Below are 11,431 nucleotides of genomic sequence, written 5' to 3'. Positions count from 1 at the left end.
TCCTGAATTGCTTAGGTTTCCCCCTAACCGTTGGGTTAGGGGGAAAAGCCTTTGTGCGTCGAGTTTAAGGTTCTGTGGGAATGGTTCTCACCAGACGTAACATGCCCGGATTTTTGTTACTATTCATTTTTATTGGCGAGCTAAGCTCTTTAAAAGGAACGGTATAGTAGTAATAGTCATACCCTTGCAGTACCGAGTCTGTAGTCAAATTCATCGTTTGGTAAGCACTGCCACGCTCAAGCTCAGCAGACAGAGCATTTATTTCGGCATCGGGTAGTTTCCAATCAACTTTGATGTTAGCCAATTGGCTGATCTCTTCCTCAGTAAGCCCAAAAGAGAAATGAAAGGCCGGATAGGTATTTGGATAACAGCGGTCGTTGTAAATACTCAATAACTCTTGGGTATTAGGTAAACGCCAACTGGCACCCTCTGAACCGAGTTTTTGCTTCTCGCTAAAGAGTGCATCAAGCACTTTTGCACGAATGTTGGGTTTATATTGTTCAACCGGCGTGACATCATAAGGCACGACTGGCTGACCATCACAGTTGATCTGATCGGCATTTAATGTTTGCCCGACCAAGCAATAGCTCCACTGTAATCCGGTAGCTTCATCATTCACCACCTTGTAGTCCCCCATATCCGTATTGAGGATGGCATGACTAAAACGCTGGTTGGGATTTAAATCCGTATTGGGTAAGCACACTTGTGGTTGTTGAGCGAGACAAGTGGGAGCGATGAGCAAAGCCATTAGTGTTAATGAGTAATTCATGGTGATTCCCCCTTATTGTTGCTCGGTTTTAAAGCCATCACTGACTAACATCAAGAGATGGGGTTCATGGATATCGCGTTGTTGGAGTTCACCCCAAATCGGGATGAATACACCATTTTTCTTTTGATCTAGGCTTTGGTTCGTGCTCCAAAAGCCATGAGTATAGCCTTGTCTTATTATGTTCCAGACCGTGCCAAGGGTTGAAGTTGTAGGTAGGCGTGTTAGCGGGAAATAACGGGTATCCATATACATGTGATGATTTTTGCCAAAGTCTAGCAAGGTGTAGAGTTCGTGCATGGTTGGGACTCGCCAGTTATTCAGTCCACACAATTTGGCTTGGTTGACCCATTTCACTTGGTTGGCCACATTGCATTGCGCGGGATCGGAAGAGGAGATGTTCAGTTCTGGCAAGACGCAAGAAGCGGTAAACTCACCAGCGGTTTCGGGAACGGCCATGGCGTACATGTTGTCATCATCATGAATCGAGTAGGGTTGATTCTCTTTACGTGCGCGTTTGGTTTCCCAAACTAAACCACTTTGAGCATCCAACACGCATTGGAATGATTGCTGCTTATAGGTTAAATCTTGCCTTCTGAGAGGTAAGCCTTTGGCGTCAAGTTTGATATAGCGAGCGCCGAGGAAGCCATCACTGTTACTGTTTTTAGCTTTACCGCTGAGAGGATCGCACGAAGGATCGCTATCTCGCCCACGAGTGCTATCATCCCCGACTATGCCCTGAGTGACCCGCGAGTCGGCGAGGAAAGTGCGATGAGGTCGATATTCTAAGGTTTCACTCACTTCTCCGACATCACTCTGAATACGAATATAGTAAGTACCCTTAGCCTCAAGAGCTGGCAAGGTAGCGTAAAGTTTTTGGGTGGTGATTTTATTTGCTGCACTGTTGATGTCACTGAATGGGGTGGTTTGCCAACCTATGATGTAATTAGTGGCCCCAATCTGCCTATCCCAACGCACGGTCATCCAATCGCCTTGAGAATCTTTTCCTTTACCAGCAATACCAATCCCAAACAGCTGATTTTCATTGTATTTAACCTGACAGATTGGGTCGAGTGAACTGACAGGGTAAACCGTCACCCAACTGCCTGGGCGTACATTTTTGAAGTAGTAGCTGTCTACCGTGGAGGTGCTGAGTAATGAAGTGATTTCTTGAATAATATGAGAAATATTCACATCTAGCTTACTGAGCAAAATTGCCCCAATCGATACTTTGGCGTTTAGGTTGTTTTGTATTGCCTCTAGGCTTGGCAAAAGGTTATTGGTTGATAGTCTCCCATGCTGACCGTAGATGTTCATACCCGCTAAAGCGAGTAAATCTTCGTAGAACGTGGCACGTTCAACCAAATTGATCTTATTGCCCAGTAGAGTGCCTTTGGCTTGCAGGGCGACGACAGCGGCTAATAGTTCAACTTGTTTGCGTGGCATATCACGATACATCGCAACCAACTGTTCATGTCGCCAAGGGTGCAAATAGTTGTTTGTGCCATATTTGCTCAGTGACATTTTCATTAACAGCACACTCTGCGCCGTACTGACATAGCCTACATTTAAGCGTTCTAATTCACTGATCTCAAGAATGTCATTCCCATTGCCGACTTTTTTATCCAACTGAGCCAGTTCGCAGAAAGATCCAAGTACTGATCGCAGCTCTGTCCCCGTTTTTTCATCCACAATATGTACGGTCAACTGATCTTGCATCTCATCAGCCGTGTATTCGTACTTGTATTGCCCTTCATAAGGTCTGCCGGGCCTGCAGAGTGTGAAGTGGTTATCAATGTCGCGCAGGGCGATTTTCACCACAAACCCATTTTGCCCTTTTAAGTCTAATGTGGTTTTTCTTTCGCCATCATTGGCCAATAGAGGTACCGGATTGTGGCGTTCCGGATAACGGCCATTATCATAATGCTCGCCTGGTTTTGGGGTCGGTCGGCTACCCAAAATAATCTGGAGAGAGGCGGATTGTAGCTCTGGCGGGAAACGGCCACTGAAACGCAGGTATTTTTCTGGTGCCAAACCGAGTATGGATGGCTTTAAAGGGTGTTTATGGTTGGCCATGACCAACTCATTCACTTTGTGTAAAAAGCGATATTCTTGCTGTAAGTCGGCATTAAAATCGTGCTCAAGCTCAGTATAGACCTTTACTGGTGTTGCCTCGGTGACAATGCTGTCTCGGTAGTGTCGCCATAATGCGCGTGAGGGATTAGCACTTAATTTTTGGAGTACATTTATCCCGATGCTGTGTAGGTTTTTGTCTGCCGTTGGCCACAAAATAGGGGAAAGTACGAAACGATAAAACCCCGTTTTTTTCTGCTGAATGTCTAATTGCGAGGTTTTATAAACATCACGCATGGTACTGGCATTGACCACTAAGCTTACATTTTTACCCGATGGGACATCATAGAGCCCCAGTTGATTTAAATGGGCGGCATTAAGCGGGACATTGTAAGTACCTTCAAAGTGAGTTGCCTCGCCATCACCTGGGTTGAGGGCTTTAATTTGATCGGTAACTTGTCTGCTTTCCCAATAGTCCAAGGTTAATTCAATCGGTGGTTGAACAGCCAGTAGATTGTACAAGGCTGACAATTCCAGAACCAATTGTTGGTTATAGACCAGCTCACCTTTAATTAGTGCGCTTTGTTGTACTGTTAAGCGAAACTGTTTGCCAGTCGCTTCTCGGTTGCTGTCGCCTTCATACAAAGTTTTCATTTGTGCGGTGTTAAGCCGAATAACCTGTTGTTCAATCGCGGTTTCCGCTTTACCGCCTAAGGCGGCCCATTGTTCAGTGGTTAGCGGCATCGTGTACTCGCCATGGAATTTATTTTTCGGTCCTAACTTCAGTCCATCAACGTGATCTTTAAACTTTTGCAGTTGTTCCTCAGTAGGGATCACTAAGGTGTTGAGGCTATTTTCCAATAGATAGTTACGTATGGCTTGGTGCTTCTCGTCGTAAGGCTTTTCGGCGTGATGCTTAAGCTGATTGGCGAGTAGATAACTGGCCACGGTTTGGTAAGCCATAGTGACTGAATCGAAAGAAAGCTTGGCGACTTCCTTCTCATTGAGCACGCCATCTTTGTTGCCATCCCATTTTTGTAAGTTAGCTAAGCTATCCAGCTCAGTTTTAAAGTAAGAGTTGGCTTTGTTATTGATTTCTGGGTTTGTGTTGGTGCGTGCTGATGCATCCAATTTATTCCCCTCAATGAGCACACTTTTATCCAGTGGCCATTGAGATAGCTCGAAGGTGTATTCGAATACGCCATTTTCTACGGTGCTTTGCCAGCGGTCACACACATTACCCGAGCAAATTTTAAACAGATAAGTATCGTTCTTTTGGCTGCCAACCACAGGCCCAGACAAAGTAAAGCTGCTCGGTCCAGTAGCGATAGGTGGAGTGAGGGGATCGGGTGTGGTTGGGGAGCCTCCCGCCGTGCCACCAGAGCCTGTAGTACCACCAGATGCAGTACCACTGCCTGTTGCGGGTGGCAAAGAAGGTGCGGTTGTATCTGCTGCTGGAGGCGAATTGCTCTCCTTCCCTGGTTGATCACTACATGCGATGAGCGGTAAAGCTACCGCCATGGAGATTAATATTCTGTTAAACAACATGAAGCATCCTTGATGTTCAAATTAAAAGCTTAAATTTTCATAAACAAAGAACTAAATCCTGATAATTCTCTATATTTCGATCTATGTGTCTGGTTTGTTTCTAATTGGTAGAAGTTATTACCTAATTGATATTGATTTTCACTTTGTAATTGATAATAATTATCAAACTTATCAAAATCAAATGGTTTAGTAGTTGGGGATTTTTATCGTGAATAGTTTTGTTCGGTTTGTTAAGGCTTACTTACGTGATGAGCAGGGTGCAACAGCGATTGAGTATGGCATTTTGGCCGCAGGTTTAGCCGCAGGAATTTTGGCAATATTTGGTTCTGATGGTTTATTTATCAATGCCTTAAAAGAGAAGTTTCAATCTATTATCGATGGGATGAACATGGGTGGTAGTGGCGAATAGTAATTATTTTTTGTTGCAAATTATCACCGTGCTATTGCTCAGTTGGATGGCGTTGAGTGACTTGCAACAGCGTAAAGTGCCCAATATTGCGGTCATTCTATTCGCAGTGGTTGTTGGAGCCGTCACCCCGTTTGGTCAGGGAAATTTGCTGATTTGTGGGGTCGTGTTAAGTCTTGGAATGTTGGCTTTTCATTTTCGGTTATTAGGTGCGGGCGACAGCAAGTTGCTTGCGGTATGTGCTTATGGTGCAGGTGACCAATGGGCATCATTGATTTTCATAACCGCTCTATTTGGTGGTGTGTTAAGTGTGATGTGTTGGATTCATAACTGGACCGTGCAAACAGGTTTCTCTAGCAAACGCCCAGTCAAGACTGTGCCTTATGCTGTGGCAATTTGTGGTGCTGCTTTCGCCACCCTTCATTATATGTAGTCTAAATTAAACATGAAAAAGTTAGTTTTAGTGTTATTAGGCGGTGGATTATTGATCGCCATCTTGGGTATTGCTTGGATGCAGAACTCGCGCCCTTCAACTTCACCTTTAGTCTCCAAACCAACAGCACCTCCCTCTGTGTCAGAGAAAGCTGCCACTCCGCGTGCGCTTGCGGCTAAGTATCCTGTTCAAGCGGGGGCTTTGTTGCGTGCGCAAGATTTTCATTGGGTAGAGTTGGGATCTGAACATGATGCATCCCTCAATGATCTCTTCCTAGAAAATTTCAGTCAGTTGGATGCGTTAGAAGGCAGTTTAATTACACGCCATCAACACGAAGCACAGTTGCTGAATGTTAACGACATTATCCGCCCAGAGCAGAGCCATTACGTCTCCGCAATGTTAGCCCCCGGAAAACGCGCTGTGACCCTTGAGTTGACGCAAGCAGGTGTGAGCCATGGCTTACTGCGTCCGGGTAACTGGGTTGATGTCGTGCTAACCAACGAAAGTTATGCGGAATCAGGCAGCACTCCTAAATATGCCGCAACCACCGTTCTTGAAGGGGTTCGCTTACTGGCGATTGGAGCAGTGGTCACTGAATTTATCGCGAAACAACCCGTAGAAAATGTCGGAAACCCAAACAGTTATGAACCTGTCCGAGTCACTTTCGAGGTTTCTCCTTCTGACGCTAAACATCTCTTATTGGCTCAGCGTTTAGGGGTGCTTTCGCTCATCTTACGTAGCCAATTTGAGGCTGATTTGGCAGAGATGGAAGAGGGGGCAGTACTGTGGGATGAGCAAGTGTCTGAAAGCTTTAATCCAGGAAGTATCCCCCGAAACACTGTGCGTATTTTCGATGGTGAAACCGAGCGCGATAGACAACCTAAAGCAGCGAATTAATTATGAAACTATTCAACAAATTCTCAGTATTGATGGTGTGCTTGCTACCTTGGTATGCCTTTGCTGCATCGCCATTGGTTTTGCATGTGAACCAAAATCAGATCATCACTGTCGATGGTGATATTCAAGATGTGTTTGTGAGTGATCCTAAGGTAGTAGTGGTGCATGCGCCATCCTCACGTCATGTGATGGTGTCTGGTAAAGATATTGGCAGCACTGATCTCTTGATAATGGGTGAAAATGCGCAAACCTTGGCTCATTACAAATTGAACGTGGATGCCGATCTCTCTGAATTGGAGCGAGCCGTGCAGCACGCGTTCCCAGAGGCAAAGATTCGTTTTGCCTACAGTAAAGGGGCGATTGTGGTCATGGGGGAAGTGGCCAATCCTCTCCAAGCTCATGAAGTATTGAGTATGGCTTCTGGTTTTGCTCGTGGTTTACAAAAGCCTGAACAGCAGACGTTAGATATGCCTGCGAATACAGCGAGCAGCGGAGGGCGGGATTCTGGAGCAGCGAAACCGGGTGGTGGTATCGGTGACTACAAATTTGTCGTGAACCAACTGAAGACTCAAGGTAGTGCGCAGGTAAATATTTCGATACGCATTGTCGAGATGGAACGCGCCACCAGTGAACAGCTTGGTTTACGTTGGAGTTCTATCGGTAACATGCGTTGGGGGACTTGGGACACGTTACAAACCGCATTAGGTGCCACTCCGGGTAATAAATTCCCGACCAATACCTTACCTTCCGGCAACGGTCAGCATGGTTTGAACGTCATTATTGATGCCTTGGTTGAAAATAGTCTGGTCAACGTATTAGCGGAGCCGAATTTAACGGCTAAGTCCGGCGAAGCGGCGACCTTTATGTCGGGGGGCGAATTCCCATTTCCAGTGGATAATGGTGATGATGGGGTAAGTATCGAATTTAAAAAATTTGGTATTGCGCTTGAAGTCACCCCAACCGTATTGAGCAATCGCCAGATCAGCCTCACGGTTGCACCGGAAGTCTCCACATTGAGTCGTGAAAATAGTGTGTCGATCGGTGGGGTTGAAGTGCCGGGTATCGAGACTCGCCGCGCCACAACGACGATTGAGCTTGCCGACGGGCAGAGTTTTGCTTTGGCGGGTTTAGTGCGTACCTATCAAGATCATAAAGTGGAAGCCTTACCCTTTTTGGGCGAGATCCCTATCTTAGCGCCTTTCTTTAGTACCAATAGCTTTAAAAATTCAGAGAGTGAATTGGTGATTATTGCCACCGCTCGCTTAGTGGAGCCGAGCAGTGACCCTGCAGAATTAACCACACCGCTTGACCGTTATCGTCCAGCCAGCCGTTTTGAGCGTTTGTTCCTGCACAAAATGGGAGAAACGCACGATGAAAGCACGCGTCTTTTTGGTCATTACGGCTACAACTACTAAGGATGAGTATGAAATTCTCTCAAAAGATTCTGCTTGGCTTGGCAGCAATCGGGATGAGCGGCTGCCAAACAGCCGATCAGCCGCATAGCACTTATCAACAAAGCTTGAGTTTTGAAACACACACCCAGCATTTGCAGAGCGACCTCAATCAATGGCTTGCTCCACTGAAAAAACGTGAAGAGCAGGGAACATTGCAACTGATTTTGCGTGGTGGACAGCTTAATCAACAACAGATCAAGGCACTGGAGCACCAACTGTTTGTGGATTTACTGCTGCCCGTCGAACTCGATTATCAGTCGGGCAATTCTGAGCATATCCGTGGTGATATGAAAGTGGTGTTGACCCCAGAAACGTGCCGGTTTAGTCCTCAAACTCAGTCTGTTTCAACCCAGCGTTGCCAACTGATGCGTAACCACTATTTTAGTACCGTGCAGCCCCAAACTTGGTTGCAAGGGGAGCAATATCAAGAAGAAAGCAGTGCACTGGCTACTGGTGCGGTGCAGCGCTTGTTTGATAATCAGCTCAAATCTGCAGAGAAACAGCCAGTGACTGGAGAGCAATAAATGATGACCGACAGTGGATTCAAGGTAGTCGCTTTTGTGCTTGATGAACACAGCCAGCAGGTTTTTAACCAGTTGAGTCGTGAATTGAACGGTCAAGATTGGCTCGTGAAAAAGGGTGATATTCGAGCCGCTACCCAATGGTGCCTTAAGCAAGGTGCGCCGGATGTATTAGTGGTGGATGGAGGCGATTGCCTCCATTTAGAATCGGCTTTAAACGGGTTGGTACAAAGTTGCTCTCCGCAAACAAAGTTGATTGTTCTTGGCCAAAAACAGGATGTGAGTTTGTATCGCCGCTTACTGTTTGCTGGCATTAACGATTATCACAGCACACCGTTGGATGCGAATGCCCTGCGTGTGAGCTTGCTCCATCTACAAGGCCATAAGGTCACCAAATCACTACGCCAAGGGCGGATTGTTTGTGTATTGGGGAGTGTCGGTGGTTGCGGGGTCAGTACTATCGCGGCCAATTTAGGCTACTGCCTAGCCGAGAGGCAGAAGCAACAAGTGGCGTTGGTGGATTTGGATCTGTTCCATAGCCAACACCCCATTTTGCTTGGTGCAGATTATGAACCTCATCTTGACAATATTCTGCATGACGCTAGACGAATTGATGCCACCTTGCTGGCGCACAGTAGCCACCAATTTAGCGAACGGTTACATCTTTTCTATAGCCAAGATAGCCAACTCTCACTGACGGAAATCAAGCAGCCAGCAGAAGCCATTCGAGTGTTGGCGGAGCACTATGGCACAGTGATTGTCGATGTACCTGACCTACATCACCCCGCTATGTTGGAAGTGCTGAATCATGCCGATAGTTGCATTTACGTTACCGACTACAGCCTAAGTAGCCTGCGCTATTTGGCCAAATTGAGAGTGCGCCAATCTGGGCATCATCAACGTACCCTATTGCTGGGCAATCAATGTCGCCATAGCAAAGGCCGTGTGCCTAAGCTTGAAATCAGCAAAGCCGCGGGATTAGACATTGGCTTTGAATTACCGTTTGATGCGAAAGCTTTTGAAAAAGCTGAGCGAACCGCCCAGCCTCTGCTCACTCAGCGTTCGAGATTGAGTAAAAAGCTTGAGCAGATCAGCCAATGGTTATCTTCAGCGCCGATCGAAAAGGGTTTAACGGATGTATAAGCCAGTCCCGCCTTTAAACAAAACGCGTAGCGCTGAGTTATTGGCCATGTCAGAGCAGGCCAAAAGCGCCTTTTATGAGTTGGTTGAGCCTTCTGTCGCGGCGACATTATCTCGTGAAGCGTTATTGCCACGGGTGCGAGAAGCGCTGGCGGTGATCGCTGGGCGCAAAATGTTGCCCTACAACAGCCAAGAGTTGGCCATGCTTAGCCAACAGATGGTAGACGAAATGGTCGGTATCGGACCGATCCAATCTCTGCTGGATGACCCAGAAGTCTCGGACATTTTGGTTAATGGCCCCGACACCGTATACATAGAGCGACGTGGCAAACTGGAAAAAACCGCAATACGCTTCCACGATGCGAAGCACGTGCTGAACGTCGCACAGCGGATTGTTAACGCGATAGGGCGACGGATTGATGAATCTAACCCTATGGTCGATGCACGTCTGGCAGATGGTAGCCGGGTAAACGTGATTGCTCCGCCGCTGGCCTTACATGGCACTTGTATTTCGATTCGTAAATTTCCAGCCAGTAAATTATGGCTCGATCATCTGGTGAACAATGGCAGTTTAACTCAGCCAATGGCCGATTTTCTGGCATTGGCCACCTACAGCCGCGCCAATATCCTGATCTCCGGAGGTACTGGCTCAGGTAAAACGACCCTGCTTAACGCCTTAAGCCGCCATATTAGTGAAGATGAACGCATTATCACGATTGAAGATGCTGCTGAACTCTCACTCATGCAGCCACATTGGGTACCGCTTGAAACTCGTAATGCCAGTACCGAAGGCAATGGCGAAGTAACCGTGCGTGATTTGGTTAAAAACGCGCTACGGATGCGGCCTGATCGAATTGTACTCGGTGAGGTTCGTGGTGCAGAGGCTTTTGATATGTTGCAGGCAATGAACACGGGGCACGATGGATCCCTGTGTACCCTACACGCCAATAACCCACAAGATGCCATCATGCGTTTAACTAACATGTTGCAAATGGGGGGAGAACGCTTATCCGATCATATTATTCGCAGCCAAATTGTTAGCGCGATTGATCTCGTGGTGCAACTGGAGCGGATGCGCGATGGTCAGCGCCGAATCACCGCCATCAGTGAGGTGATAGGATTTCAGGGAGAGCAGATTGAACTGAAACCTATTTTCCGATTTGAGCTAGCAGGAGCGCAAGATCAGAAAATTCAAGGTCATTATCGATCCTTCTCAGTTTCGCCAGCGTTGCTCGAAAAAGCGGCACACTTCGCCGTGGCAGAGAAGATGATTGCCAGTGTGGAGAACGCCTAATGGTATGGTTTGTTCTGATCATGCTCAGCTGGTTAATACTTTGTGGCCTAGTTTGGATAGTGCTAGAGCGCCAATCGGCTTGGCAGCGCCAATGCCAACGCTATTCACCCGTCTCATTGGCTGAAGATCAAGCGGATTCCCCTGCATTTTGGCAGCAATGGTCTTGGTATCAGCATATGCAAACGTTCATTAGCCCTCGTCAATTGCGTCAATGGGGTTTACTGTCGTTGGCCGCATTAGTGATTGTGCCGAGCGTGCTCTGCTTCAACGGCATGGATTTTTATATCGCTATTCCACTGACCCTTCTCACCTTAGTTTTGGTGGTGTGGTTTGCTTATCAACAGTTGCAACAAAAGCGCATGGAGCGCTTTCGTGATGAACTGCCGGATATCATTGATGGCCTGATCCGAGCATTACGCGTGGGTGCGCCTATGTTGGCCGTGTTTCAAGATATAGCGAACCAGCATCAAGGAGTCACCTCTCGCTTATTTCACCAAATTGTGGATGAGCTGCGAGTAGGGCGCACTATGGCGGATGTGATGAAGCTCGCCGCACAACGTATGCCGATTGCGGAATTTCGCTTCCTGACCATAGTTCTGAGTTTGCAACAAGAGACTGGGGGACGTTTAGCCAATGTACTGGAACGCCTTGGTAATACGTTGCGCTCACGAGCAGAGCTGAATGCTAGCATCCAAACCATCACTTCTGAATCTCGCAACTCTGCCAAGGTATTGGCTGCATTACCCGTACTCGTGATGTTAGTGCTGTTTAGTACGGGGCGCGAACATTTCAACTTCTTAATGGCCACCACAGGTGGGCAGATAGTAATGATCTACATCACTATCAGTATTCTGTTTGGTCTATTCCTTATTCGTCGTATGACGCATTTGAAAGGGTAG

At 47.1% G+C, this 11,431-nt stretch carries 10 protein-coding genes; 8 read left to right on the top strand and 2 right to left on the bottom strand.

The features are described 5' to 3' along the window. Window positions 1-64: 64 nt before the first annotated feature. Both CEQ48_RS18445 and CEQ48_RS18440 read right to left on the bottom strand, forming a co-directional pair. Window positions 65-769 (bottom strand): DUF1566 domain-containing protein, encoded by a 705-nt coding sequence (locus tag CEQ48_RS18445; RefSeq protein ID WP_089072210.1) that lies wholly within the window; start codon window positions 767-769, stop codon window positions 65-67. Window positions 770-781: 12 nt separating this feature from the next. Beyond that, the gene (locus CEQ48_RS18440; protein WP_089072209.1) at window positions 782-4,387 is read right to left on the bottom strand and encodes an Lcl domain-containing protein; all 3,606 of its coding nucleotides are present in this window, start codon (window positions 4,385-4,387) and stop codon (window positions 782-784) included. Between the two features lie 208 nt (window positions 4,388-4,595). Between CEQ48_RS18440 and CEQ48_RS18435 the strand changes: the two genes are divergently transcribed. The 8 genes from CEQ48_RS18435 to CEQ48_RS18400 are packed head-to-tail and all read left to right on the top strand — an operon-like array spanning window position 4,596 to window position 11,431. After that, window positions 4,596-4,796: a Flp family type IVb pilin gene (locus CEQ48_RS18435; protein ID WP_089072395.1), complete on the top strand. Its 201-nt coding sequence runs from the start codon at window positions 4,596-4,598 to the stop codon at window positions 4,794-4,796. A gap of 10 nt (window positions 4,797-4,806) precedes the next feature. Then, window positions 4,807-5,226, top strand: coding sequence for an A24 family peptidase (locus CEQ48_RS18430; RefSeq protein WP_232477870.1), 420 nt, complete (start codon window positions 4,807-4,809; stop codon window positions 5,224-5,226). Between the two features lie 12 nt (window positions 5,227-5,238). Continuing rightward, the gene (gene cpaB, locus CEQ48_RS18425) at window positions 5,239-6,123 is read left to right on the top strand and encodes a Flp pilus assembly protein CpaB (protein WP_089072208.1); all 885 of its coding nucleotides are present in this window, start codon (window positions 5,239-5,241) and stop codon (window positions 6,121-6,123) included. Window positions 6,124-6,125: 2 nt separating this feature from the next. Then, window positions 6,126-7,538 (top strand): type II and III secretion system protein family protein, encoded by a 1,413-nt coding sequence (locus CEQ48_RS18420; protein WP_089072207.1) that lies wholly within the window; start codon window positions 6,126-6,128, stop codon window positions 7,536-7,538. A gap of 8 nt (window positions 7,539-7,546) precedes the next feature. Beyond that, window positions 7,547-8,101: a pilus assembly protein FlpD gene (locus CEQ48_RS18415; RefSeq protein WP_089072206.1), complete on the top strand. Its 555-nt coding sequence runs from the start codon at window positions 7,547-7,549 to the stop codon at window positions 8,099-8,101. Further along, on the top strand, window positions 8,102-9,241 hold the full coding sequence (locus CEQ48_RS18410) for a CpaE/TadZ family protein (protein WP_089072205.1): 1,140 nt from the start codon (window positions 8,102-8,104) through the stop codon (window positions 9,239-9,241). Further along, the gene (locus CEQ48_RS18405) at window positions 9,234-10,532 is read left to right on the top strand and encodes a TadA family conjugal transfer-associated ATPase (RefSeq protein WP_089072204.1); all 1,299 of its coding nucleotides are present in this window, start codon (window positions 9,234-9,236) and stop codon (window positions 10,530-10,532) included. The genes CEQ48_RS18410 and CEQ48_RS18405 overlap by 8 nt, the downstream gene beginning before the upstream one ends. Next, entirely contained in the window at window positions 10,532-11,431 is a 900-nt protein-coding gene (locus CEQ48_RS18400) for a type II secretion system F family protein (RefSeq protein WP_089072203.1), read from the top strand. Before CEQ48_RS18405 ends, CEQ48_RS18400 begins: the two co-directional genes overlap by 1 nt.

The sequence above is a fragment of the Vibrio tarriae genome (assembly GCF_002216685.1).
Taxonomy (GTDB): Bacteria; Pseudomonadota; Gammaproteobacteria; order Enterobacterales; family Vibrionaceae; genus Vibrio; species Vibrio tarriae.
The sequence above is the reverse complement of the archived record's forward strand: the minus strand, read 5'-3'. Positions and strand labels throughout refer to the sequence as shown.

Coding starts and splice junctions, on each gene's coding strand:
- CEQ48_RS18445 (WP_089072210.1), bottom strand. CDS start 769: ATGAATTACTCATTAACACTAATGGCTTTGCTCATCGCTCCCACTTGT.
- CEQ48_RS18440 (WP_089072209.1), bottom strand. CDS start 4,387: ATGTTGTTTAACAGAATATTAATCTCCATGGCGGTAGCTTTACCGCTC.
- cpaB (WP_089072208.1), top strand. CDS start 5,239: ATGAAAAAGTTAGTTTTAGTGTTATTAGGCGGTGGATTATTGATCGCC.
- CEQ48_RS18420 (WP_089072207.1), top strand. CDS start 6,126: ATGAAACTATTCAACAAATTCTCAGTATTGATGGTGTGCTTGCTACCT.
- CEQ48_RS18415 (WP_089072206.1), top strand. CDS start 7,547: ATGAAATTCTCTCAAAAGATTCTGCTTGGCTTGGCAGCAATCGGGATG.
- CEQ48_RS18410 (WP_089072205.1), top strand. CDS start 8,102: ATGATGACCGACAGTGGATTCAAGGTAGTCGCTTTTGTGCTTGATGAA.
- CEQ48_RS18405 (WP_089072204.1), top strand. CDS start 9,234: ATGTATAAGCCAGTCCCGCCTTTAAACAAAACGCGTAGCGCTGAGTTA.
- CEQ48_RS18400 (WP_089072203.1), top strand. CDS start 10,532: ATGGTATGGTTTGTTCTGATCATGCTCAGCTGGTTAATACTTTGTGGC.